The following is a 25,055-nucleotide window of genomic DNA, read 5'->3' on the forward strand; positions in this document are numbered from 1 at the left end:
GATGACCCTTGAAATAGCAGGCCAGAGCAGAGGCGCGTCTCGTGCGCGGGAGAGTCGTCAGGAGCGGAAAAGTGAGAGCGCTTTGTCTCGGCGCGTTGGCCGTCGTTTCAACCTTGGCGCTGGCCGGCTGCAGCCACCAGGTCACGCCGCAGGTGGCATCGTCTTGCGTCGATCTGAGCGGAAGGCCCTGCGTGGACGGTCCCGTCGCCGACCAGTCGCCGCAATCATTGGAGCCTGCCACCACGATCCACAAGCCTGCGGTCGCGCGCCGCGCGGCTCTGCAGCGCAAGCACGCCCGTGCCGCAAAGCGCCGGGTCAAGTCGCCAATCGTCACCGCCAAGCCGGCTGAGAAGCCGACTGAAAGGCCGGTTGACAAACCGATCGAGAAGCCGCTCGCGGCGCCGGCGCGAACGCCGCGGCCCGGTTCGCCTGCGCCGGCTGACGGAGCACCTTCGCCGGTGATCAAGACCCCCGCCGCCACGACGGACACGCCGAGTCCGGCCAAGGTCCAGAACGACGTCATGGTGGCTGCGGTGACGGTGGCCGCCGAGCTCGCCGAGCGGATGACCGCGCTGCGTGTCCCCGAAGGACCCGGCGAAAGTCCTCTCGTCGCTGTGCTGCTGGCGCGTCCCACCGTGCGTGGCGTAGGCGATCTCAGCGGCAAGGTGATCGCGATCGACGAGCGCTATGCCAAGTCCAACGCGAAGATCACCGCGGCCATGAATGCGGCCGGTGCGACGGAGGTGCTGCTGCTGGAAGGGCAGGCCACCGCGATCACCCGGCTGAACAATGGCGAGGTGAGCGCGGCCGTGGTGGCCCTGGTCTCGCCCGAGGCCGCGGAGGCGTTTCCGAAGATCGCGGGCTTTCGCCTGTTCTCTGTCGTCCTGAAGCCGTAGCTTCACGATGAGCATGAACATCTGCTTGGCACATGCCAAACCAGCACCTTCATGCAGTCATCCGGACAGATTGTTGCGGAGGCAAGTCGAAAGGCCCGGCGAAGGTTGCTGTCGAGGGCGCAATCTTGCGGAGGGAGGCTCCCACGTTCGGAGCCCGGCTCAAGCCTTCTTGGCGGCCTTCTTCGGCGCGGCCTTCTTCGGTGTGGGCTTGGCTGGATCGTTCCCGGCCGCCTTGCTCGTCGCCTTGCCGCCTTGCGGCTTGGCCGCCGCACCGTCGGCCTTCTTCTCCGGCTGCTTGGTCTCCGGCTTCCTGGGCAGCTCCGCGGCGGCGGCCTGGCGCATCGCGCGGGCGTAGCTGTCCGCGACGTTGTCGGCGGAGATCAAGAGCCGTCGGGCGGCGGCATTGGCCTGCTCGACCGCCTCGCGCGCGAGCAGCTTGAAGCGCTCCTTGGCATCCTTGTCCTTGGCCTTGACGGCCATGCCGTTGAAGCGGTCCTTGCGCTTTTTCGCCGCGGCCAGAATGGCCTTGTTCTGCTGCTTGGCCAGTTGCCGGATCACGGCATCAAGATCGGCATCCGCCATCGTCGTCCCCAACTCCCCCAGAGAATCAGCGCGCCCCGGCGCTGCAAACCGCGCGGACTATGCAATCGGCGCAGCCGCTTTGCAATCGGGGTACCAGAGGAGGGGCGCCGCGCAGATCGGGCGGGCGGGCGGACGAGACCCGTCCGTCATTCGGTGTCGTGCCGGCCCACGAAAACCGTCCGCATGGCGGTCATGTCGCTTCGAGTGGTGCATCGACACCGCTTACGACAATCGGAAACGCAACGTAACGAATTCTCTGCAATTCCATCAATTCCAATGCAACGGTTGATCCGCAACATCTTCGGCAACATCACCGTGTTTGTTGGAGTGTGGCCGTGCTGGCCGGAAATAGATACCTCAGACTATTGTCGCTGTTCCGTCGCGACCAGAGCGGCAACATCGCGATCATCTTCGCGCTTGCCCTGCTCCCGATCCTCGCCTTCGTCGGCTCGGCGATCGACTATTCGATGGCCGTGCGCGCCAAGGCGAAGCTGTCGGCTTCGATGGACGCCGCGATGCTGGCTGCGACCGGCTACACCGCGATGCGCGGCGCCGCGTCGGACGCCAAGACGGCGGCGACCAACATGTTCAACGGCCAGATGGCGGCGCATAATCTGGCGGCGGACTCGCTGAACATCGATATCAGCGATAGCGTCACGGCGCGGACCGTGACCGGCAGCGCCAGCGTGGTGGTCAAGACGGCCTTCATGCACATGTTCGGCTACCCGACCATGACGGTCTCGGCCTCGTCGTCGGCTTCGGCCTCGTTCCCGACCTACATGGACTTCTACGTTCTGCTCGACAACTCGCCGTCGCAGGGCCTCGGCGCAACCACGGCCGACATGACGACGCTGCAGAATGCGACCTCCGACAAGTGCGCCTTCGCCTGCCACGACACCTATACGTCGAGCACGAAGAAGACGCTGCAGACCAACAGCTATTATTCCATCGCCAAGAAGAAGGGCGTGACGATGCGGATCGACGTCGTCAGGTCGGCGACGCAGTCGCTGACGGACACCGCGACCGCCAGCCAGGTCGTCAGCAACCAGTACCGGATGGCGGTCTACAGCCTGGGCAGCGACTGCGGCTCGCTGGGATTGACCACCATCGCCAGCCTGTCGTCGAGCATGTCGTCGGTGAAGTCGTCGGTCGGCGCGCTCGACCTGATGACGATCCCCTATAGCGGCTACAACAACGACATGTGCACCGATTACGACGGCACCATGTCCGCCATGAACGGCGTCATCCCGGCGCAGGGCGACGGCTCGTCGACCAAGCCGCAGAAGTGGCTGTTCTTCGTCGCCGACGGCGTCGCCGACTATTCCTATCCCACCACCTGCAGCAAGACCGTGCTCTCCGGCGGACGCTGCCAGGAGCCGCTGAACACCGCGACCTGCACCTCCCTGAAGGCGCGCGGCATCAAGATCGCGGTGCTCTACACCACCTATCTCGCGATCACCAACAACAGCTGGTACACGACCTATATCGCGCCGTGGCGGGATTCGATCAGCGGTATCATGAAGTCGTGCGCCAGTCCCGGCTACTACTACGAGGTCGATTCCAGCGGCAGCATCGGCGCCGCGCTGACCGCGCTGTTTCAGCAGGCCATCGCCTCGGCGCATCTGACCAAGTAGCTCAGTTCTCAGGCCTCGGCGGCCGGCAGCTTGACGAGCCGCTCGAGCGTGGTGCGATCGTTGAGCACGGCGAGCGTTTCGCGGCGGGAGAGGAAGTCGATTGCGTCCCTGAAGCAGGCCGCGTCGGCAATCCTGGCCTTCGCCGTCGTCAGCTCGACATCGATGTCACCCGGCTCGCGGCGCCGTGGCGCGGGCAGGGCATCGACATGCTGTCGCCGCAGCTCGGCATTCCGCTGCAGCGCGACCAGCGCGGCCTCGCGGCGAGGCTCGGGCTCACCGGCAAGCTCCCGGGCGCGGATCAGCACGCGCGGCGGCGTCCGGTCCTCGGGCGTCACGAACAGTCCGGCCCCGGTGCCGCGGCCGCCCGTCAGAAGGCCGATCGGAATCGACAGCACGAGGCCGGCGATGACCGGCGACATCCAGGCGAGCAGAGGCAGCGACACCGCATAGGCGCTGGCAGCCATGGCGAGGCCGCACAGGGTGGGCAGCGCGAACTTGCGATAGATCTCCTGCCGGCTCACGCCGCCGTCGCTGCGGCGCTGCACCTGCCACCCGGCGTCGCGCCCGAGCAGGATCTCGATCACGGCGACCGACTGGAAGATCATCATCGATGGCGCGATCAGCGCCGCCAGCACGGTCTCAGCCAACACCGCGACGCAGAGGCGCAGCCCGCCGCCGAAGCCGCGGCGCCGCGCCGGCGTGAACAGGGCCGCGAGGCAGGCGAGCAGCTTCGGCACCATCAAGAGCCCGAGGGTCGCGGCAAAGACCTGGGCGGCGAGCACCGGATCCTGCGCCGGCCAGCTCGGGAACAGCGCAAAGCCTTTCGGGAAATATTCCGGACGGACGAAATTGGCCTGCAGCGAAATCAGGATGCCGAGCACGAGGAACGTGAACCAGAGCGGCGCGGTGATGTAGGCGCCGATGCCGATCAACAGGTGCAGCCGCGACACCCAGTGCAGGCCGCGCGCCGGCAGCACCGCCAGATGCTGCAGATTGCCCTGGCACCAGCGCCGGTCGCGCGCGGCGTGATCGATCAGCGATGGCGGCACTTCCTCGTAGCTGCCGTCGAGGTCGACCGTCATGTAGATTCCCCAGCCGGCGCGGCGCATCAGCGCGGCCTCGATGAAGTCGTGGCTGAGAATATGCCCGCCGAATGGTTTTCGCCCGCGCAACTCCGGCAGGGCCGCGTCCTGCGCGAAGGCGGCGATGCGGATGATGGCGTTGTGGCCCCAGTAATTGCCTTCCGCGCCGTACCACCAGGCATTGCCGGCGGCGATGACGGGTCCGTAGAGCCGGCCGGCGAATTGCTGCAATCGCGCGAACAGGCTGGTGCCGTTGACGATCACGGGCAGGGTCTGGATCAGCGCCGCCTGAGGGGCGTGCTCCATCGCATGCGCCAGCCGCACCACGGTCGCGCCGCTCATCAGGCTGTCGGCGTCGAGGATGATCATGTGATCATAGGCCGCGCCGAAGCGCCGCACCCACTCGGCGATGTTGCCCGCCTTGCGGGCGACATTGTCGGCGCGGTGCCGGTAGAACACGCGATCGGTGCCGCACGCCTCGCGCAGCGCCAGGAACGCGGCCTCCTCGCCGATCCAGATGTCGGGATCGGTGGTGTCGCTGAGCAGGAACCAGTCGAAGCGCTCGGCCTGGCCGGTCTCCGCCACGGACTCGATCATGGCGCGCAAGCGCACCATCACCGCGTGCGGCTCCTCGTTGTAGGTCGGCAGCAGCATCGCCGTGCGGCTCGAGAGCCCGGGCAGCGGACCTTCGACATCGATCGCGATCGTATCGCGGCGGCGCGCGAACATCGCGCAGAAGCCGGCCAGGGCCGACACGAAAGCAAAGGCGATCCAGGCGAGCAGGGTCGAGAACAGCACCAGCACCATGCCTTCCAGCACGGTCACGCCGCCGACCTCGACCACCTCGTACATCCTGGTGCAGCCGGCCAGCGTCAGCGCGGCCGTGCCGGCGAAGATCAGCATGCGTCGGAACGCGATGCGTGGCCCGCTCGTGATCGCCTGCGCCGCCGCCGGAACATGATGGAGCGGCGACGGCTGCATCGCGAGCGGCGCTTCTGGGGGCAGCAGGCCGTTGATCTCCGCGCGACGAGGCGCGCGCATCGTCTCTGCGGCTACGGCGTCCATCGGTAGATCCAGCTTTCGGAGACGAGCTTGTCGTTGGCGGTCAGCTCCGCGCGCAACTCGACCGGTGCGCTATTGACGGCGCATTGGAAGCTCAGCCGCCATCCGCCCGTCTCGGGATTGGGCTGCGTGACGATGTTGGTCACCTCGGCCTTGTCGGCGCTCACCACGCCCTTGATCTGCGCCGGATCGAGCCCTTTCAGGGCGTCGCCTTCGAGCTCCAGCACGAACAGCCGGCCTTCGCCGTGAACGCCGACGCCGGTGCGGGTGAAGCGCGCCAGCGCGTGCGGCTTCGGCGCGTCCTGGCCCCAATGCAGGCGATAGGTCATGTTGTGTTCGCCCTTGGCGGCGAGCGGCGTCTTAGGCCGCCAGAATGCGGCGATGTTGTCGTGGATCTCCTGCTTGGTCGGAATCTCGAACAGCACCACGGCGCCTTCGCCCCAGTCGCCGATCGGCTCGATCCACAGGCTCGGCCGCCGTTCGAAATGCGATTCCAGATCCTGATAGGCGGCATAGCTGCGCTCGCGCTGCATCAGGCCGAAGCCGCGCGGATTGAGGTCGTTGAACACGCTGACTTGCAGGTCGCGCGGATTGCTCAAGGGACGCCACAGCTGCTCGCCCTTGCCGTTGAACATCGCAAGCCCGTCGGAATCATGCACCGCGGGTCGGAAGTCGTCGGCCTCGTTGCGGTCGTTCGGTCCGAAGAAGAACATGCTGGTCATCGGCGCCAGCCCGGCATGGCCGATCTCGACGCGCGGGTACAGCGAGGCCTCGACGTCGAACACGGTGGTCTCGCCGGGACGAATGGTGAAGCGGTAGGAACCGGTCGCGCTCTTGCTGTCGAGCAGCGCGTGCACCACCATCGCGGTGGCGCCCGGCGTCGGCTTCTCCAGCCAGAACGCCTTGAAGACGGGGAATTCCTCGCCCTTCGCCTCGCCGGTGTCGATGGAAAGTCCCCGCGCGGAGAGACCATAGATCTCACCCTTGGCCACCGCGCGAAAATAGCTCGCGCCGAGGAACACGCAGACCTCGTCATAGTAGTCCGGCCGGTTCATCGGCGCATGGATGCGGAAGCCGGCGAAGCCGAGGTCGGCCGCCGGGAACGCCGCGACCTGCTGGCCGAATGCGAAGTCCTCGGGACGATAGGCCACGGGCCTGGCCTGTCCGTCCGCAACCTCGTAGATGTCGACCCGGTCCTTGTAGATCGAGCCGCGATGGAAGAACTGCGCCTGGAACGGCAGGTCGTCGCCGCGCCACAGCGCGTGGTCCGGCAGGAAGCGGATCGAACGATAGGCATCGTAGTCGAGCTTCGCCAGCGCGTCCGGCAGCTTGTCGTCCGGCGCGGCGAATGGCTTGGCCGCGAGGGCGCGTGCGAGGTCGCGCACGGTGGCTGCACTGAACGGCTGAGCCGCAGGCGGCGCTGCGGACGCGCTCCGCGCCAGGGACGCGGCGACCGGGATCGCAGCCGCAGATTGAATGAACTGACGGCGATTCAACTTATTCTCACTCTGTTGCGTGGAACTGCGGAGCAACCCTTCTGGAGGCCTGCGGTTCCACCGCAAGCCAACAAGAGGCGACTTTGGAGTTCCGACCTGCTGAATGCGCCAACGGCGATCCGTCCGGCGCGTGCAGAGCATGTGCGCGGCGTTCTGAACGCAGCGTGAGCGACGGTCCCGCGTGACGGACATGGAGCCGAGACGTGAGCATTCGACCTGCTCGCGTCAGCCACAGCAATTTTGCTTCTCGTGTCTTACGCCGGAAGGTGCGGGGCTACATCCAGGGCTGGGATCTTCCACGTCCTGACTCGCACTCGGCGGCTGCCGCAATGCCGACGATGGGTGCGCTCCTGCAACACGATTATTGATCCATCGCAACAAGGAGTCGTGCCGGGGCTCTACGAATCGATTGGTCTGCGGCGACCGATCAAGGCACGAAAAGGGACCATGATTGGTGACCCGAAAGGACGTCGAAGTCGGTTTAGCACTCCGCGCCGAGTTCATGCACCGAATCGAGCGAACGCCGGCGAGAAAAATCTTACCGACTCCCGGGTCGGCAATGCCGCACACGATCACTTGGAAGGGATTTGAATGCTTCGATTGCGCGCGCTGAACGCTCCGACGCCCTTTCTCTTTTTCACTGGCAAGGGCGGTGTGGGCAAGACGTCGCTCGCTTGTGCGACCGCCATCAGTCTCGCGGACCGTGGATTGCGTGTCCTTCTGGTCAGCACCGATCCTGCGTCGAACCTCGACGAGATGTTGGAAGTTGAACTAACTGACAGCCCGGTGCCGGTGCCGAACGCGACAGGGCTCTTCGCGATGAATATCGACCCTGAGGCCGCAGCCGAGAGCTACCGATCTCGCGTGCTCGAACAGCTCGAGACCACGGTGACGGATCAGGAGAGATCGACCATACGCGAGCAGCTTTCCGGCGCATGCACCACCGAGATTGCCGCATTCGACGAGTTCGTCGGATTGCTGGACGGGGACAGAGCGGGTTACGACCATATCATCTTCGATACGGCCCCGACCGGCCACACCTTGCGGCTTCTGAGCCTGCCGAAGGCTTGGACCGGTTTCCTGAAGGATAACGACCGCGGAGCATCGTGCCTCGGCCCGCATTCGGGTTTGAAGATGCAGGAGGATCGTTTTCGACAAGCGCTTCAGGCGCTGAGCGATCCGAGGCGGACGACCGTGGTCCTGGTGACCCGCGCCGACCGGAGCGCAATCCGGGAGGCGGCGCGAACGTCGAGCGAACTTGATGCGCTCAATCTCACCAATCAGACGCTCGCCGTGAACGGACGCTTTCACGCCACTGACCCTACTGACGCGGTCGCGAGTTCACTCGAGCGGGATCAGGATGAGGCTCTCGCCTCGATGCCGGACTCGCTGCGTAAGCTGCCGCGGGATGAAATCCCATTGGTTGGGTTCGACATTGTGGGTCTCGCGGCGCTCAGGGCAGTGTTGTCGTCGTCCGGTCCACGGCTTGAGACGTCGACTGGCGAACAAGTTGGAGTGCCGGTTGACGTGCGTGGACTCGACCGCTTGGTCGATGACATCGCTCACCGCAATCGCGGCCTCATCATGGTCATGGGTAAGGGCGGCGTCGGGAAGACGACGATTGCGGCTGCCATCGCTGTCGGCCTCGCGAGGCGCGGGCATGCCGTCCACCTCAGCACGACCGATCCAGCGGCCCACGTCATGGATGTCGTTGACGCCGCGATCCCAGGGCTGACGGTGGACCGGATCGATCCTCGGCGCGAGACGGAGCGCTATGTCGCGAAAATACTGGCGAGCCGCGGCCGCGACCTGGATGAGCAGGGCAAGGCGCTCCTGCTTGAGGACTTGGCTTCGCCCTGCACGGAGGAGGTCGCCGTTTTCCATGCCTTCTCCCACGTGGTCGCGGAGGCCCGGAGCGCCTTTGTGGTGCTGGATACGGCGCCCACCGGTCATACCCTGCTCCTGCTCGATGCGACCGGGGCCTATCATCGCCAGCTGACGAGCCAATTGGAGCCGGGCGGGGCCGGCCGGGTGATCACGCCGCTGATGCGGTTGCAGGATTCCACCTACACGCAGATCATCCTGGTGACCCTGCCGGAAACGACGCCCGTTTCGGAGGCCGCCGCTCTCCAGGAGGACCTGCGGCGCGCCGGCATCGAGCCGTTCGGTTGGGTGATCAACAAATGCCTCGCCGCTTCCGGAACTCGCGATCCCCTCCTGCGAGCGCGGATTGCCGGAGAGCGGAGGCAGATCGCTCGTGTTCAGGACGGCCTGGCCAAGCGCGCGTTCATCATGGGGTGGCGAAGCAGGCCTCCTGTCGGCATCGAGGAGCTGGAGGCCTTATCGATACCGAGTTCTTGATCACGTTCAGCTCCAGCGCGATCTGGTCTCCTCCCCTCGCGTCTCTTGTTACGCGACCCCCGCCCGCCCGTCGGGCAAATCGGCCGCGCATATTTGTTGGATTTGCGGCGCGCGCTACCGGCTCATGGCCTGTCGAGCTGTCAATTCCGTGTGCGCCGATGGACTGATTTCGTCAGCGAGTTCAGCTGGATCACTCGTGTCCAGTCCTATCGGCAAAAATATTGCTGTTTCCATTTTTCAGAATTTGATGTTCACTCCGCTTGTCCCGCCTCGATCTGAGGGGCGTTTCGCGGTCGTCACGAGCGTTGGGTGCGGGATGCGATGGGCGTATCGAACTGCAGCGCGAGCGATCGTGCCGACGAACGGTTCGATGCGCACGGTCAAGCCGTGTGGTCCTGATCTCCCGGTGCTGAGATCAAGTTTGCGCCTGCGATGGCGCTGATGACAGGGGCAAGACAGCCGGTCCCTGGGGAGAGCACGGAGTAAGCCGTAAAGCCATCGCGCGGGGAAGGCCGGGATGTCCCAGCCGAACCTGTGGTTCCTGCCCCGTGCATTTTTTCCGCACGGGGGCCATGGGGGCGGCGAGCTCCCGGTCTTCCCTGCGCCCTCTGTGTTCAAAGTGGGCAAACTAACAGAAAAGCTCGGGCGCAGATGCGCCGCGAGGAGGTGACTGCATGTCTCTCCGCACCGGATATCCGAGCTTCACGTGTCTCCGCGTGACGTGTGCTCGCGTCCGTGCGTTGTTTTTTCAGTGTCATTGCGAGAGCGGGGCTACACACTCCGCCCCCGGAATGACGGAGGCGAGAGTGGAGCCCTCACAACTCCCTCGCATTGCTGAACGCGAACGAGCTGACGCGCCGGGTGGTCTCATCCAAAATCAGCGTCCGCGTGATCGGCGGCTCGGCGCGCTGGGCGCAGTTCTCGCGCTCGCAGAGACGGCAGTTGACCCCGATCGGGGTGCCCTCGGCCGTCTCGAGATCCATGCCGGCGGCGTAGACGAGGCGCGACGCGTGGCGGATCTCGCAGCCCAGGCCGATCGCGAAGCGTGGCTGCGGCAGCGGATGCGGCGCCACCGGCCGGCGGACCATCTGGGCAATCGAGAAATAGCGCGAGCCGTCGGGCAGCTCGATGATCTGCTTCAGCAGCCGGTCCGGCGTGTCGAAGGTCGAGTGCACGTTCCACAGCGGGCAGGTGCCGCCGAACTTGGAGAACGGGAAGGTGCCCGACGAGAAGCGCTTGGAGACGTTGCCGGCATTGTCGACGCGCAGCATGAAGAACGGAATGCCGCGCGCGTTCGGGCGCGACAGCGTGGTGAGGCGGTGACAGACCTGCTCGAAGCCGGTGTTGAAGCGCTGCGCCAGCACGTTGATGTCGTAGCTGAGCGCCTCGGCAGCAGTGAGGAACGGTGCGTAGGGCATCATCACGGCGGCGGCGAAATAGCTCGCGAGTGTCATGCGGTAGAGCCGGCGCGAGGTGTCGTCGAGCGCGCCGGCGCGGCCGATGATGATCTCGAACTGTGGGAGGCATTCGGCCATGCCGAGTTGGACTGCGAGCTGGAAGGTGCGGCCGGGCCCGTCGACCAGCTCGGAGATCAGCAGCTGACGCCGATGGCGGTCGTAGCGGCGCAAGGTCTCGCGCATGACGTCGACCGGCATCACACGGGTCTGCACCGAATGTTTTTCGCGCAGCCGCGCGGCGAGCGCGGCATAGAGTCCTTCGGCCGGGACGTCGAGCGCGTCGCGCAAGGCTTCGGCCTGCTGCTCGAGCTCGGCGAAATAATTGCGGTTGGCCTCGATCAGGTCGCGCACCCGCTCGATCGGGTTGGCTTCGAAGCGGGCGCCGTCGTTGCGGTCGGCCATCTGCGCCGCCACCAGGGTCTCGCCGCGCCGGGCCTCGGCGTAGGCTGCGTACAGCCGCTGCAGCGCATGGGTGACGCCGGGGCAGAGCTCGGCAAGGTCGCGCAGCTCCTGCTTGGGCAGCTCGATCTGCCGGAACAGCGGATCGGAGAAGATCTCGTTGAGCTCGGCGAAGAAGCGGTCCTCGTCCGCGGTGGCGAGATCGCGCAGATCGAGATCATAGGCCTCGGCCAGCCGCAGCAGGATCTGGGCCGAGACCGGGCGCTGGTTGCGCTCGATCAGGTTGACATAGCTCGGCGAGATGCCGAGGCCCTCGGCGAGCTGGGTCTGGGACAGCCCGAGCTGCTGGCGGATGCGCCGGAAGCGGGGCCCGACGAACAGCTTCTTTCCGGACTCACCGGGCATCGCGATCCCCTCATGGCCGACCGGCCCTCGGATTGTGACAAAATTGACAAAATGACATTTATGACAAGTGATGATGTTACATGACATCACCATTCGAAAACAAGGCCTCTATACGAAGCTGCCAGTTTCGCGTTTATCTCCTGTCACGCAATTCGCAATGCACTGTCAAAGTTGTGACGGTTGAAGGAGGGTCTCATGACCAGCAATTTCTGGGTGATCGGCGGCGAGTTCGGCTCGATGAATTTCCACAAGCTGGTGGAAGGCTCGGCCCAGGTGAAGGGGCCGTTCAAGTCGCGCAAGGAGGCCGAGGACTGCTGGCGCGAGGTGTCCGAGGAGAACCGCCACAAGGCCGGCGTCCGCTTCTCGATCGTCGAGGAGCCGCAGCGCGCGCCGGCGGCCTGATCGCCGGAAGGAATGCATTGCCGGGTATTTGAATAAGCTCGAGGAAAGAGCCCAAGGACGGGGCGGTCTCAGCCGGGTCATGCCGGAGGAGGCCGCCCACGTCCGTTTCGTGGTTACGCCAGCGTGCTTATAACCCATTGAAGATGAAAGGGGATTGCAGAATACTGGGTTACTGCTACGTTAACACGGTGGGAACCTGGCGAAACCAGGGCCGAACCGTGAAAGCGTGACCGATGTCCGAGGCCGCCGACAGCAGCACTGAAGCCCGCCCCGTGCGCCTGCGCGAGGCGCTGCGCCAGGCCCGGATCGAGGCCGCAGACCGAACGGGCGTGGTGGTTGATCTGCGCGACGCAGAGGTGGCGCGGCTCGAAATTCTCAACGACGCGCTGGACCCGCTGTTCGCGGAGATCCCGAGCCAGCTCGATCTGTTCGATCGCGGCATCAGCCAGGGCGAGACGCCGCGGCTGTGGATCGACGTCGTCGCCCACGTCGTGATGGGGCGTGACAAGCGGCAGTATCGCTTCGTGCAGGACACCCGAAACGGCCGCGTCGTGCTCGCCGAGTCGCACGACATCGCGGCGATCGTGAAGGCCGTCACCGATTACGTCGCGCGCCGCATGGTCGAGCGCGAGCGCGCCTTCAGCGTCGCAAGGGCTCAGACGAAGACGAGCGCCGAGGCGCCGCGGCGGCGCGGCGGGGTCTGGCCGTTCGTGCTCGGCTTCGTGCTCGGCGCGCTGTCGCTGTTCGGCGTCGCATTCTATGCGAGCCTACAGCAGATCTGACGGCGTGGCCGCGCCTCAAAGCAGGCGGACCTCGCGGATCTCGCGCACCCGCAGCGCCTCGTTGACCGCCCGCACCCTCATGTCGCAGCGCCAGTGATTGCCGTCGCTGCTGATGGCGAACATGTTGTAGGCCGCGGCGGGATAGTGGCCATGCGCCATCGACGACGCCGAGGGCACGCCGACGACCGGGATCTTGCGCTCCGGTCCGTCGATCCAGATCGTCGAATGCACGTGGTCGTGGCCGTGCAGGATCAGCTCGACGCCGTGGCGCGCGAGCAGCGCGATCAGCTTGCCGGCGTCGGTCAGCCGCTTCATCCGGTGGGCCGAGCGCAGCGGATGATGCACCAGCAGCACGCGGAACAGCTGCTCGTGGGCCAGCGATTCGAGCATCTGCTCCAGCGCGGCGAGCTGTGCGCTGCCGAGCCGTCCCGTCGCCATGAACGGCGCCGACGGCACGGCCGAGGACAGGCTGATCAACGCGAGCGGCCCGCGCCGGCGCAGCGACGGGAACGTAGCCGGTCCCTCGGCATCGCCGCCGAAATAGTCGGCAAAGCTCTCGGCGAAGCGCAGCCGCGTCGAGCGCACATAGGCGTCGTGATTGCCGGGAATCGCGGTGACCTTGTCCGGCGGCCCCACCGTCCGCAGCCAGGCCTGGGCGAGCGGGAATTCGGATTCGAGGGCGAAATTGACCAGATCGCCGGTGACGGCGATCTGGTCCGGCATCTGCGCATGCAGATCGGAGATGAGCAGATCGAGGATGTCGCGGCGGTGATATTTGTAGCGATTGCGCGTCCAGTTGAGATAGCCGAGTGCGCGCTTGCCGGCGAGCTCCGACAGGCGCGGCTTGTGCTGGGGAGCGAGGTGCGGGTCGGACAGGTGGGCGAGGGTGAAGGCAGCCATTACGCCCCTCGGTGCCGATGGCGGATGCAGGCGCGCCCAGCAGATGTCATCTCGTGCTATCCCTCGTGATGCCCCGGCTCTCATGACAAGCCCCGCCTGCGAGCGCAAGAACAACCAGGACGACGACAGCGATGACGACACATCTGAGCCGGCTGCGGATCCGGTTCGAGCCGGTGCTCCGGCGCGGCTTCCACCTCTATTGGCGCTTCGCGCGCGGCATGACGCTGGGCGTCCGCGGCGTGGTGCTGGATGCCGAGAACCGCGTGTTCCTGGTCCGGCATGGCTATGTCTCGGGCTGGCACCTGCCGGGCGGCGGCGTCGAGGTCGGCGAGACGTTCATCGAGGCGCTGACGCGGGAGCTGTTCGAGGAGGGCCGGATCGCGCTCGAAGGCGAGCCGGAGCTGCACGGCATCTTCCTCAACAGCCACGTCTCGCCGCGCGACCACGTCGCCGTCTTCGTTATCAAAAGGTTCACGCAGGACCGGCCGCCGGAGCCGAACCTCGAAATCGTGGAGACCGGCTTCTTCGCACGCGACGCGCTGCCGGAGGGAACCACGCTCGGCACGCAATCCCGCCTGCGGGAGGTGCTGGACGGCGTTAAGGTCATTCCCACCTGGCGGCCGGAACAGCGCGTTGTCGCCGGATCATTATGAATTTCTGCACCGAATGAGGGCAGTCTCCCGTCCCTGGGGGAGAGGGGTCGATGAGTTCAGCTTCGATGCGGATCGCCGTGCTGGTGCCCTGCTACAATGAGGAGGCCGCGGTCGCCACCGTGGTCCGCGATTTCAAGCAGGCGCTGCCGACGGCCACCGTCTACGTCTATGACAACAATTCCAAGGACCGCACCATCGAGGTCGCGCGCGCGGCCGGCGCCGAGGTGCGCAGCGAGCGGCGGCAGGGCAAGGGCCACGTCGTCCGGCGCATGTTCGCCGATATCGACGCCGACATCTACGTGCTGGTCGATGGTGACGCGACCTATGACGCGCCGAGCGCGCCCGGCATGATCGCGCGTCTCGTGAGCGAGCGGCTCGACATGGTGGTGGGCCTGCGCGTCGACCAGGAGCAGGCCGCCTACCGCATGGGTCATCGCACCGGCAACTGGATGCTGACGAGCTTCCTCGCCGAGGTGTTCGGCCAGGCCTTCAAGGACATCCTGTCCGGCTACCGCGTGTTCTCGCGCCGCTTCGTCAAATCCTTCCCCGTCCTCTCCGACGGCTTCGAGATCGAGACCGAGCTGACCGTGCATGCGCTGGAGCTGGCGCTGCCGGTCGCCGAGCTCGCGACGCCATACTACGCGCGGCCCGAAGGCTCCGTCTCCAAGCTCAACACCTGGCGCGACGGCTTCCGCATCCTCGGCACGATCCTGAAGCTGTATCGCTCGGAGAAGCCGCTGCGCTTCTTCAGCGCTATCGGCATCTTCCTCGCGCTGGTCTCGATCGGCTTCGCGATTCCCATCTTCGTCACCTATATCGAGACCGGGCTGGTGCCGCGGCTGCCGACCGCCGTGCTGTCGATGGGCCTGATGATCATGGCGCTGCTGTCGGCCTCCTCGGGCCTCGTGCTCGACACCGTCACCCGCGGCCGCCGCGAGATGAAGCTGCTCGCGTACCTGTCACACGCCCCGATCGAGGGCTGATGCGGGCGAGAGCTTGTGTCCATCCGCCGTTCCGGTCATGGTTCGGGCGTCACCGTCCCGAACGAGAACACCGCCTCCATGCCCATCCTGAACAGCATCGCCGCGCTCACCGACGACATGGCCGCCTGGCGCCATGATTTCCATGAACATCCCGAGCTGATGTACGAGGTGCACCGCACCGCCGGCATCGTCGCCGAGCGCTTGCGCGAATTCGGTTGTGACGAGGTGGTGACCGGCATCGGACGCACCGGCGTGGTCGGTGTCATCCGCGGCCGTCGGACCAGCTCAGGTCGCACCATCGGCCTGCGCGCCGACATGGACGCGCTGCCGATCGAGGAAGCCTCGGGCGTGCCCTACGCGTCGAAGACGCCGGGCCTGATGCATGCCTGCGGCCATGACGGCCATACCGCGATGCTGCTGGGGGCCGCCAAGCATCTCGCGGACACGCGCAATTTCGACGGCACGGCGATCGTGATCTTCCAGCCGGCCGAGGAGGGCGGCGCCGGCGGCAAGGCGATGGTCGACGACGGGCTGATGACCCGCTGGGGCATCCAGGAGGTCTACGGCCTGCACAACGCGCCGGGCGTGCCCGAAGGCGTCTTCGCGCTGCGGCCGGGCCCGATGCTGGCGTCGTCGGACCAGCTCGAGATCACCGTCCGCGGCAAGGGCGGGCATGCCGGTGCCGGGGTCCACAAGGCGGTCGACAGCGTGCTGATCGCCGCGCACATCATCACCGCGCTGCAGTCGATCGTGTCGCGCAACGTCGATCCGATCAAGTCGGCGGTCATCTCGATCTGCGTCGTCGAGGCCGGCACGGCGATGAACGTCATTCCGGAGACCGTCGAACTGAAGGGGACCGTGCGCACGCTCGATCCCGAGGTGCAGGACCTGGTGGAGCGCCGTATTGCCGAGGTCGCCGACGGCATCGCCCGCACCTATGGCGGTGAGGCGACGACGAAATACACGCGGCTCTACCCGATTACGATGAACCATGCGCGCGAGACCGGGGTCGCCGCCGATGTCGCCCGCGACGTCGTCGGTGCGGAGCGGGTGGTCGACAATGCGCCGCCGCTGATGGGCGCCGAGGACTTCGCCTTCATGCTGCAGGCCCGCCCCGGCGCCTTCGTCTTCCTCGGCATGGGCGACGGCAAGGACTGCCACCATCCGGCCTATCGCTTCAACGACAACATCCTCGGCCATGGCGCCTCCTATTGGGTGCGGCTGGTCGAGAAGACGATGCCGGCAGATTGATGCCGGTGGCGCGGCTTTAGCTGCGAGCCGTCGCCTGCAATGACCGTTGGCGCCAATGCCGCGGGCTGCAGCCGGTCCAGCGCGAGAACGCGCGGGAGAAGGCTGAGGCTTCGGAATAGCCGAGCAGGAAGGCGACGTCGCCGAGCGGCAGATGTGCTTGGCGCAGATAGTGGCGGGCGAGGTCGAGCCGCGTCGCCTCGACCAGGTCGGAGAAGGTGGCGCCGAACTCGGCAAGCCGGCGCTGCAACGTCCACGACGTTGTCGACAGCGCATCGGCGACCTCCTCGAGATGAAGCGCGCCGGCCGACAACCGCCGCCGGATCTCGCCACGGACCAGATCGAGGAACGCCGGCGTGCCGCAGGAGCCGGCGACACCGGCAAGATCCGTCGTCAGCCGCTGCAGGCGTGGAAGATCCGCCCCCGGCATCGCCCGGTCCAGGCCGCGATCGCGAAACACCAGCGCATTGGTGCCTTGCGACCAGCCGACGTCGGCATCGAAGGCTGCCTCATGATCGCGCCAGGCCGCCGGCCGGGCGTGTTCGAACAGCACCATGTCAGGCGCCCAGCCCGATGGCAGGCACGCACGGAAGACGTTCGCGAACATGCCCATGGTCAATTCGGCATCCTGCCGGCGATCGACGATCGAGCCGTCGAGAATGCGATATTCGAGCCGCAGCAAGCCGTCGTGGCGCGTCAGGCGGGTTTCGGTCGCCTGCTGATGCCAGGGAAACCACAGCGCGAGATGCTCGATCGCCGAGCCCAGCGTCGGCGCCGCCAGCGCGATCTCGCCGATCAGGCCGAGCATCCGCGGCTGGTAGCGTTGGCCGAACCAAAGGCCGAAATTGTCGTTGCCGGTCTCCTGTGCGGCGTCTTCCATCATCGCGACATAGTCGGCGAGGTCGAGCGCGCGGCGGGTCTCGCCGAGGCAGCTGGCATCGATGCCGATCCGCTCGAACACCGCTTCCGGACGGCCGCCTGTCTGGGCGATGAAATCAGCGACGCCGGTGGCCGCGGCGGCCAGAATGTTGCGGCTCCGATCGCGCGGATGCTGGCTTTCGGCTGTCGGATGCTGTGCCATGAAATCCTCACCTTTGAGGAAATGCGCCGTTGTTTCACACCTCGTAGTTATGCAAGTCACGTGCCTGCCGGAGCGGCCATTCATGAACCCTCCGCGCAAGCACATGGCGCGGAGGGTCCTCGATCGAGACTGTCGCGATCCGGCCGGATCAGTCGGCCATGGCGCGGGCTTCGGTCAAGGCGATGTCGAGCAGGCTGTCGTTCGCCGCCATGCTGCGCTTGCCGGCGGTCAGACGATAGAGCAGCAGGCCGGCCGCGAACAGCACCACGAAGGCCGCGAACACCTGCAGATTGAACCAAATCATCGTGAGCAGCGAGAGCGTCGCACAGACCAGCGCCACGGCCGGAAGCACGGGATAGATTGGCGCCTTGAACGGCCTGATGAGATGGGGCTCGGTGGCCCGCAGGCGGAAGAGAGCGGCCATGCTCATGATGTACATCACGAGCGCGCCGAATACGCTCATCGTCACGATGTTCGCCGTCAGCGTCTGTCCGGCGAACTGGATGAGCTCGTCGGAGTAGATCGCGGCGATGCCGATCACGCCGCCGGCAAGGATGGCCCAATGCGGCGTGCGGCAGGTCGGGTGCAGCGCGGCGAGCTTGGCCGGCAGGAAGCCGGCGCGCGACAGCGCGAAGATCTGCCGCGAGTAGCCCATGATGATGCCGTGGAACGAGGCGATCAGTCCGAACAGGCCGATCCACACCAGCATGTGCAGCCAGCCGGAGTTCTCGCCGACCACGATCTTCATCGCCTGCGGCAGCGGATCATTGATGTTGGCGAGCTTCGACCAGTCGCCGACGCCGCCGGCCATGATCATGGTGCCGAAGGCGAGCACGACGAGCGTTAGAATCCCCGCGATGTAGGCGAGCGGAATCGTCTTGGTCGGATTCTTGGTCTCTTCCGCGGCCATGGCGGCGCCTTCGATCGCCAGGAAGAACCAGATCGCGAACGGGATCGCGGCGACGATGCCGCCGATGCTCGCCAGCGAGAACGAATTCTCGCCGGCCCAGCCGTTGGCGGCGAAATTGGCGAAGGAGAAGCCGGGCGACACGACGCCCATGAACACCAGGAGCTCGGCGATCGCCAGCACGGTGACGAACAGCTCGAATGTTGCGGCGATCGATACGCCTGCGATGTTGAGGGCCATGAACACCAGATATGCGCCGAGCGCGGCGGTCTTGGGCGACAGCGCCGGAAACTGGACGTTGAGATAGGCGCCGATGGCGAGCGCGATGGCAGGCGGTGCGAACACGAACTCGATCAGCGTCGCGAAGCCGGCGACGAAGCCGCCGAGCGGGCCGAAGGCTCGGTAGGAATAGGCAAACGGACCGCCGGCATGGGGGATTGCGGTGGTGAGCTCGGTGAAGGAGAAGATGAAGGTCGTATACATCACCGCGATGAAGATCGTGGTGATGAGGAAGCCGAGCGTGCCGGCCTTGTCCCAGCCGTAGCTCCAGCCGAAATATTCGCCGGAGATCACCAGCCCGACCGCGATGCCCCACAGATGGAGTCCGGTCAGGCTCTTCGAAAGCGTCGGCTTGGCCTCGTCACTCATGTCCATTCGCTCCTGTCGGCTTGTGATGGGTGATTTGTGTTGTTGGTTGTGTCGTCGCGATCGCGGCGTCCGGCGCCGCCTCCTTGAGGCCGATGCCGGTGACGCCGATCCGCAGCGCCTCGCGCACCAGCCAGGCCAGCTTGTCGGCGGCGCGCTCGGCGGAGAGCCCGTGGCCGTGAATGTTGGACATGCAGTTGCGGGCGCTGTCGCGCAGGCCCGGGGCCGGGTGCAGCGTCAGATACACACCGAGGGAATCCGCGGCCGACAGACCCGGACGCTCGCCGATCAGGACCGCCACGAGCCGGGCGCGCATCGCGGCACCGACATCGTCACCCAGCGCCACGCGCGCCTGCGAAGCCAGCACGATCGGTCCGATGGACAGGCCCGTCAGACGAGCCTCGGTGGCGATCACGACAGCGGCGGCATGGCTTTCGACCGCATCCGCCGACAGCCCGTCAGCAATGATGAAGACGAGATCGTATGGGCCTGATGGCAGCCGCGACGCTTCGCCCGTGGCGAGACGGCGGCCAAGATCTGGCCGGCGCAGATAGCTGGCGCGGTCCGGCGCTGCGCTCGCGACCTTGATCACCTCGCGCGGCGCGAGCGCGCCGGCGATGCCGTCGAAATCGACCTTGCCCCATACGGCATCGCGCGCGCGCGCATGCGCCATCTGGAATTCCAGCTTCGCCGCCGTCGGAAGCCCGTCGCCGGCGCGGCCGAGCGCGACGCGGGCACGCGTCATCCTGCGCAGCAGGTCGAACGGATCGTCCCTCATGCCCGCGCCCCCTGGCCGATCAGCCGGGCTACGGAAGGCGCGCTGCCCGGCAATGGCGGCACGCGGCCGCTGTGGTCGAGGAGACCCATCCGCGCCAGCCACGCCTCGAACTCCGGCGCCGGGCGGCGGCCGAGCAGGTGCCGCAGCCGCATCACGTCGTGATGCGACAGGCTCTGATAGTTGAGCATGATGTCGTCGGCGCCGGGCACCGCGATCAGGAAGTTGACGTTCGCCGCCGCAAGCAGCAGCGCCAGGTCGTCCATGTCGTCCTGATCGGCTTCGGCATGGTTGGTGTAGCAGACATCGCAGCCCATCGGCACGCCGAGCAGCTTGGCGCAGAAATGATCCTCAAGGCCGGCGCGGATGATCTCCTTCGCGTCGTAGAGATATTCAGGACCGATGAAGCCGACGACGGTGTTGACCAGCAGTGGCGAGAAGGCGCGCGCGACGGCATAGGCGCGGGCCTCGACGGTCTGCTGATCGAGGCCGTGATGCGCATCGGCGGACAGGGCCGCGCCTTGGCCGGTCTCGAAATACATGACGTTGTTGCCGACCGTGCCGCGCTTCAGTGACAAGGCTGCGTCATGCGCCTCGGCCAGCAGCTTCAGGGTCACACCGAAGCCGGCATTGGCCGCCTCGGTGCCGGCGATCGACTGGAAGACGAGATCGAGCGGCGCGCCTTTCTCGATCGCCTGGATCGAGGTCGTGACGTGGCTCAGCACGCAGGACTGCGTCGGCACCTCGAATTTGAGCCTGAGATCATCGAGCATCGTGAGCAGGCGGATGCAGGCCTCGACATTGTCGGTCGCGGGATTGATGCCGATCACGGCATCGCCCATGCCGAACAGCAGGCCGTCGAGCGTGCCGGCGGCGATCGCCTGGGGATCGTCGGTCGGATCGTTCGGCTGCAGCCGCGACGACAGCCGCCCCTCCAGGCCGATCGTGGAGCGGAAGCGGGTCACGACCCGGCATTTGGCGGCGACGGCGACGAGATCGCCATTGCCGCAGAGCTTGGAGACCGCGGCCACCATCTCCGGCGTCAGTCCCGGCGCGAGGGCGGCCAGCCGGCCGGCATCCGCCTCCCAGGACATCAGCCATTCGCGCAATTCGCCGACGGTCAGCGATGCGACGGGCGCGAATGCGGCGGCATCGTGGCTGTCGAGGATGAGGCGCGTGACCTCGTCGCTCTCATAGGGAATCAGCGGCTCGTCGAGGAAACGCCGCAGCGGCACGTCGGCGAGCGCCATCCGCGCCGCAACCCGCCGCGCGGCACTGTCGGCTGCGATGCCAGCCAGCTCATCGCCGGACCGGCGCGGCGAGGCGCAGGCCAGCAGCGTCTTGAGATCATCGAACACATGAGTTTCGCCGCGATGGCGCGACCTGAACGCATCCGTCATCTTCGACCTGCTGCTCGTGCTGCGTCAGAGCGGTCCAAGCGGCCGCGACGGCGACCACAACGCTCATGACCTGGGACAGGTTAAGCGAGGGCAGCTCCGGAAACTTGACATCTTAGCACAATCTTCGATCACGCCGCGCGAGTGCTCAGAAAATTAGCATCGGTGCCCGCCGGAGCGGGCGAATGCTGTCAACACGTGGACGGCCCGCCCATGGACCGCGCCGCTCCAGAATGCTATCTCGCCACCCCACATGAGTGACCTGTCCATTACGATCTCCGCCGAAAAGCCGGGCGACGCGCAGGCGATCGAGCGGCTGCATGAGCGCACCTTCGGCCCCGGCCGCTTCGTGCTGAGCGCCTACCGCTTACGCGAGCATGTCGATCATCTGCTCGCATTGTCGTTCACCGCCCATATCGGCACTTTGCTGGTCGGCTCGGTGCGGCAACTGCCGATCTGCGTCGGCGACACCAAGGCGCTGATGCTCGGGCCGCTGACGGTCGAGCCGCCGTTCCGCAAGCACGGCATCGGCCGCATGCTGATGGAGCGTTCGGTCGCGGACGCGCGGGCGCAGGGCCACCGCTTGATACTGCTGGTGGGGGACGCGGCCTACTACACGCGCGTCGGCTTCAAGCCGGTGCCGAAGGGCAGGGCGATCATGCCGGGACCGGTGGACTACAACCGGCTGCTGGTGAACGAGCTGATCGAGGGCGCGTTCGAGGGCGTCGAGGGCGCGATCCGGCCCGATTGGGATTACGCGCGCTGACGTTTTCCGTCATTGCGAGCGAAGCGACGCAACCCAGACTCCCGACGGAAATCTGGATTGCTTCGTCGCATCGGTCCTCGCAATGACGACGGGGAGCGCAGGTTGCTTTCCTCCACGCCCCACCGAATTCGCAATCAGAACTTCAGATTGGCGAAGATCCGCACGCCGATGCCGGGCAGCAGCACCTCGTCCTTGGTGTAGGAGACCGAGTTGCGGATCTTCTCGTTGAGCAGATTGTTGCCGACGAGGCCGACCAGCATCTCGCGCGCGCCGAACATGTTCGGGTTGAGCTTGGTCCGGTAGCTGACCTCGGCCTTGAGCAGGTTGTAGCCTGGCGTCGGCGTCTCCGCGATCGGCGCGATATCGTTCTGCGCGAAGGCGTGCAGCAGATTGATGCGGGTCAGCCAGTTGGCGTCGCGCCAGAACAGGCCGCCGCCGACGCGCATCGGCGGAATCCGCGGCACATTGGTGCCGTCCGCGAAGGTGGCGCGGACGACGTCGAACTGGTTCTCGATGCCCCAGATGCCGGTGCCGAGCGGAGCGACATCGAACTGGCTCTGGAACTCGGCGCCGCGGAACAGCGCGTTGCGCTGCGAATAGACCGCCTGGTTCAGCTCCGTGCCTGTCGTGCCGCACGACGCGAAATCGCCGTCGCACATCACCCCGGTCAGCCGCCGATAGATGAAGTTGCTGAACTGCGTGTAGTAGGCGGTGGCCTCGAAGCGGAAAGGGCCGGTCGCCTTGCGCAGTCCGGCCTCGACGGTTTTGGCCGTCTCGATGGTCAGGTTCGGATTGCCGATGTCGAAGGTTGCGGTCGCATCATGGCCGCCGCGCGAGAACAGCTCGGCTGGCTTCGGCGCGCGCTCGACATATTGCGCGGTGACGCTCGCCACGAGATCGCCCGGCAGGTTCTGCAACAGGCCGACGCTCGCGCTCTTCGGCGTGTACGACGGATTGCGGGCGATGTTGGCCTGTGGCGTGCCGTCCGGCAGATAGTCGACCGGGAAGTTCGGCGTGGAGCCGTTCAATGAGACGTGCTCGATGCGGGCTGCGACCTGTGCCTTGGTCGCCGGTGTGAAGGCGAACTCGTTGAAGACGTAGCCGGCGACGCGGTTGTTGGTGTTGGGGCCGAACAGTCCGTTGAACACCGAGCCGGGATTGTCGGGGCTCGGCGCATTCAGCTCCTGGTGTCCGGCCTGCACGCCGTAGGCGGTCGTGAGCGTCGCGAAGCGCAGATTGACGGGCATCATCTGCATCTCGACGCGCGCTTCCTGCTCGCGGTTGGTGAAGGTCTGGCGCACGCCGTCGGTGGTGGGATCGGCGGGGTCGGCGAGACCGATCTCGTTGTGCCGATAGTCGGTTGCACCGGCCCAGAAGCGGATGGCATCGATCGCCGCGGAGTCCGGGCGGTACTCGCCCTTGGCGGTGATCTTGGTCTGGTGCGCGTCGATCCGGGTCCGGCTGTCGGCGCCGTCGATGCCGGGGATATGGTAGAGCGCATCGGTCTGCGTGATCGCAGCGCCGACGAAGCCGCCTGAGAAGAAGTAGCTGCCGCCGAGCGAGGCGCCATCGTTCTGCACGGCGGAGTTCGGCTGCCGGCCGTTCACCGGGCGGGTCTGGTCGAACAGATAGGGGTAGCCGGGAATGGAGTAGTCGCCGGTCTTGCGGCCGTAGGCATCGGCATGGACAGCGAAATTGCCGCCGCCGGCATCGAGCAGCACGCCGCCCTCGACGCCGCGATCGACCGAGCTGAACGAGGTGCGCGTTTCCGCGGTGACGCAAGGCGCGCTGCCCGCGGCTGGCGCGCTCGCCGGCAGGCCATAGGTCTGGAACGGCGCCGTCGCGCAGCTCGGCAGCGCGCTGGGAATGCGATTGTTGGTGGCGCTGACGACGCCGCCGATCGAAGTCGAGCCGTAGCGTAGCGCTGCGGGGCCGCGGACGACCTCGATCTGGTCGCTGGTGAGTGGATCGATCGGCACGAAATGATCTTCGCCGAGATCGGACGCACCGCCACCGCCGATGCCGTTCTCGACGATGCCGACGCGGTTGACGTCGAGGCCGCGGATGATCGGCCGGCTCGATGCGCCCGGCGCGAAGCTCGAGCCGGTGATGCCCGGCTTGGAATTCAGGAGATCGCCGAGCGTTGCCGCGCCGGAGCGGCGCAGCTCCTCATTCGGCACCACCGTGACGGTCGCGAACTGGTCGGTGATGATGGGCGTTACGCCCTGCTGCGGCGGGGGCGGCGCGGTCTGGGCCTCGCGCGCGGGCGCCGGCGTGCGTGGGCCGCTGCGCGCCACGCGCGCGGTGGGATTGGGCCGCGGCACCACCGGCTTGCGGGCACGGATCGGGCTCGGTGCGGTCACTGTGACCTCGGGCAGTTCGGCCGCCGGCTTCGCCGGATCGTCAGCGCGCGCGGGCGCACCCAAAACGCACAACAAGGCTGCGGCGCTGCAGCCCGACATCAAGGCTCTCGACAACATCTTTCAATTCCTGATCCTGATCAGGCGTCCCACGTCTTTCGTTGCTGGCGGGATGCGCCTGCCGTCGGGTTGCGACGGACCCATTCCTGCACGCGGCCGCCGTGCGCTCGCGCAGCGGGGCAGCGTTTCGAGCGGCTCAGATCAGGCGGTGGGAGGAGCGCGCGGCTGGAAGGCGGTGTCGACGACGACGGCCGCGACAGTGGCGGTGATCGCATCGGGCAGCCGGAATGCGACCGCTTCAGGAGGCGTCAGAACGGGCGCCGGTGACAGCAGGATCGACTGCGCCATCGCCATGACGGCGCAGATGGCGCAGCCGTCAGCGGATGGCTGCTGGTCGGGGTCCTGGCTTGCGGGAGAGGAGCCGGTATGGGCCTGCGCCGTCGTGAGACGGCCGCCGTCCAGCGCCTGCGCGGAGAGCCAATGAACGTGGCCGAACGCGAGCGCGAATTGCAGCACCAGCGCAAACAGCGCCAGCCGCGAGACATCCTTGATGTTCGCGCGAAACCAGCTCATCGCCAGCTCTGGCTCATGTAAATCGGCCTCATGTGAATAGGCCACCCCGTTCGGCTGGGAGGATGATCAGCCGTTGTTACAATGTAACATCGCAAGGGGGCTTCACACCTGTCAATCAGCGCACTGCGACGGCGGGTGGAATCCCCGTC

At 66.4% G+C, this 25,055-nt stretch carries 20 protein-coding genes; 9 read left to right on the top strand and 11 right to left on the bottom strand.

Features of this window, described 5'->3' with window-relative positions:
* Positions 1-191 precede the first annotated feature (191 nt).
* Positions 192-896 carry a hypothetical protein gene (locus ACQR10_RS21210; RefSeq protein ID WP_316217347.1) on the top strand — a complete coding sequence of 235 codons (705 nt, stop codon included), beginning with the start codon at positions 192-194 and terminating at the stop codon, positions 894-896.
* 159 nt (positions 897-1,055) lie between these two features.
* Here ACQR10_RS21210 and ACQR10_RS21215 read toward each other — a convergent pair whose 3' ends face one another.
* Positions 1,056-1,478, bottom strand: coding sequence for a hypothetical protein (locus tag ACQR10_RS21215; RefSeq protein WP_316217346.1), 423 nt, complete (start codon positions 1,476-1,478; stop codon positions 1,056-1,058).
* A gap of 335 nt (positions 1,479-1,813) precedes the next feature.
* Between ACQR10_RS21215 and ACQR10_RS21220 the strand changes: the two genes are divergently transcribed.
* Positions 1,814-3,112 (top strand): TadE/TadG family type IV pilus assembly protein, encoded by a 1,299-nt coding sequence (locus ACQR10_RS21220; protein ID WP_316217344.1) that lies wholly within the window; start codon positions 1,814-1,816, stop codon positions 3,110-3,112.
* An 8-nt stretch (positions 3,113-3,120) separates the two neighbouring features.
* Here the strand turns inward: ACQR10_RS21220 and mdoH are convergent, their stop codons facing one another.
* Both mdoH and ACQR10_RS21230 read right to left on the bottom strand, forming a co-directional pair.
* Positions 3,121-5,259, bottom strand: coding sequence for a glucans biosynthesis glucosyltransferase MdoH (mdoH, locus tag ACQR10_RS21225; RefSeq protein WP_316217343.1), 2,139 nt, complete (start codon positions 5,257-5,259; stop codon positions 3,121-3,123).
* Complete coding sequence (locus tag ACQR10_RS21230; RefSeq protein WP_315802755.1) at positions 5,247-6,752, bottom strand: glucan biosynthesis protein G; 1,506 nt, start codon at positions 6,750-6,752, stop codon at positions 5,247-5,249. Before ACQR10_RS21230 ends, mdoH begins: the two co-directional genes overlap by 13 nt.
* Before the next feature lie 591 nt (positions 6,753-7,343).
* On the opposite strand from ACQR10_RS21230, the gene arsA reads away from it, so the two are divergent.
* Positions 7,344-9,113 carry an arsenical pump-driving ATPase gene (arsA, locus tag ACQR10_RS21235; protein WP_316217342.1) on the top strand — a complete coding sequence of 590 codons (1,770 nt, stop codon included), beginning with the start codon at positions 7,344-7,346 and terminating at the stop codon, positions 9,111-9,113.
* A gap of 815 nt (positions 9,114-9,928) precedes the next feature.
* On the opposite strand, the gene ACQR10_RS21240 is transcribed toward arsA, so the two are convergent.
* A complete protein-coding gene (locus tag ACQR10_RS21240) occupies positions 9,929-11,374 on the bottom strand; it encodes a helix-turn-helix domain-containing protein (RefSeq protein WP_315802757.1) in 1,446 nt (481 codons plus the stop codon).
* Between the two features lie 195 nt (positions 11,375-11,569).
* On the opposite strand from ACQR10_RS21240, the gene ACQR10_RS21245 reads away from it, so the two are divergent.
* Together ACQR10_RS21245 and ACQR10_RS21250 are read left to right on the top strand one after the other, a co-directional pair.
* The gene (locus ACQR10_RS21245) at positions 11,570-11,776 is read left to right on the top strand and encodes a DUF4170 domain-containing protein (RefSeq protein ID WP_006612464.1); all 207 of its coding nucleotides are present in this window, start codon (positions 11,570-11,572) and stop codon (positions 11,774-11,776) included.
* A gap of 233 nt (positions 11,777-12,009) precedes the next feature.
* The gene (locus tag ACQR10_RS21250; protein WP_316217341.1) at positions 12,010-12,558 is read left to right on the top strand and encodes a hypothetical protein; all 549 of its coding nucleotides are present in this window, start codon (positions 12,010-12,012) and stop codon (positions 12,556-12,558) included.
* A 15-nt stretch (positions 12,559-12,573) separates the two neighbouring features.
* On the opposite strand, the gene ACQR10_RS21255 is transcribed toward ACQR10_RS21250, so the two are convergent.
* Entirely contained in the window at positions 12,574-13,458 is an 885-nt protein-coding gene (locus ACQR10_RS21255; RefSeq protein WP_316217340.1) for a metallophosphoesterase family protein, read from the bottom strand.
* Positions 13,459-13,589: 131 nt separating this feature from the next.
* On the opposite strand from ACQR10_RS21255, the gene ACQR10_RS21260 reads away from it, so the two are divergent.
* The 3 genes from ACQR10_RS21260 to ACQR10_RS21270 all read left to right on the top strand — a co-directional run bounded on the left by ACQR10_RS21260 (position 13,590) and on the right by ACQR10_RS21270 (position 16,345).
* Positions 13,590-14,111, top strand: coding sequence for an NUDIX domain-containing protein (locus ACQR10_RS21260; protein WP_316217339.1), 522 nt, complete (start codon positions 13,590-13,592; stop codon positions 14,109-14,111).
* Positions 14,112-14,161: 50 nt separating this feature from the next.
* Complete coding sequence (locus tag ACQR10_RS21265; RefSeq protein ID WP_316217338.1) at positions 14,162-15,094, top strand: glycosyltransferase family 2 protein; 933 nt, start codon at positions 14,162-14,164, stop codon at positions 15,092-15,094.
* Between the two features lie 78 nt (positions 15,095-15,172).
* Positions 15,173-16,345: a M20 aminoacylase family protein gene (locus tag ACQR10_RS21270; RefSeq protein WP_315802762.1), complete on the top strand. Its 1,173-nt coding sequence runs from the start codon at positions 15,173-15,175 to the stop codon at positions 16,343-16,345.
* Positions 16,346-16,361: 16 nt separating this feature from the next.
* Here ACQR10_RS21270 and qhpR read toward each other — a convergent pair whose 3' ends face one another.
* The 4 genes from qhpR to ACQR10_RS21290 form a co-directional block, all read right to left on the bottom strand.
* Positions 16,362-17,423, bottom strand: a complete 1,062-nt coding sequence (gene qhpR, locus ACQR10_RS21275) for an AraC-like transcriptional regulator QhpR (RefSeq protein ID WP_316217337.1) — start codon at positions 17,421-17,423, stop codon at positions 16,362-16,364.
* A 148-nt stretch (positions 17,424-17,571) separates the two neighbouring features.
* Positions 17,572-18,978, bottom strand: coding sequence for an ethanolamine permease (gene eat / locus ACQR10_RS21280; protein WP_315802764.1), 1,407 nt, complete (start codon positions 18,976-18,978; stop codon positions 17,572-17,574).
* Entirely contained in the window at positions 18,971-19,753 is a 783-nt protein-coding gene (gene eutC / locus ACQR10_RS21285) for an ethanolamine ammonia-lyase subunit EutC (RefSeq protein WP_315802765.1), read from the bottom strand. The genes eat and eutC overlap by 8 nt, the downstream gene beginning before the upstream one ends.
* Positions 19,750-21,150: an ethanolamine ammonia-lyase subunit EutB gene (locus ACQR10_RS21290; protein WP_316217336.1), complete on the bottom strand. Its 1,401-nt coding sequence runs from the start codon at positions 21,148-21,150 to the stop codon at positions 19,750-19,752. The genes eutC and ACQR10_RS21290 overlap by 4 nt, the downstream gene beginning before the upstream one ends.
* A gap of 250 nt (positions 21,151-21,400) precedes the next feature.
* On the opposite strand from ACQR10_RS21290, the gene ACQR10_RS21295 reads away from it, so the two are divergent.
* Positions 21,401-21,913 carry a GNAT family N-acetyltransferase gene (locus ACQR10_RS21295; RefSeq protein ID WP_315802767.1) on the top strand — a complete coding sequence of 171 codons (513 nt, stop codon included), beginning with the start codon at positions 21,401-21,403 and terminating at the stop codon, positions 21,911-21,913.
* Positions 21,914-22,047: 134 nt separating this feature from the next.
* Here the strand turns inward: ACQR10_RS21295 and ACQR10_RS21300 are convergent, their stop codons facing one another.
* On the bottom strand, positions 22,048-24,375 hold the full coding sequence (locus ACQR10_RS21300) for a TonB-dependent receptor (RefSeq protein ID WP_316217389.1): 2,328 nt from the start codon (positions 24,373-24,375) through the stop codon (positions 22,048-22,050).
* A gap of 159 nt (positions 24,376-24,534) precedes the next feature.
* Complete coding sequence (locus tag ACQR10_RS21305) at positions 24,535-24,906, bottom strand: DUF2946 family protein (protein ID WP_316178114.1); 372 nt, start codon at positions 24,904-24,906, stop codon at positions 24,535-24,537.
* Between the last annotated feature and the right edge of the window lie 149 nt (positions 24,907-25,055).

The organism is Bradyrhizobium sp. HKCCYLRH2060 (assembly GCF_051168135.1).
Classification (GTDB): domain Bacteria; phylum Pseudomonadota; class Alphaproteobacteria; order Rhizobiales; family Xanthobacteraceae; genus Bradyrhizobium.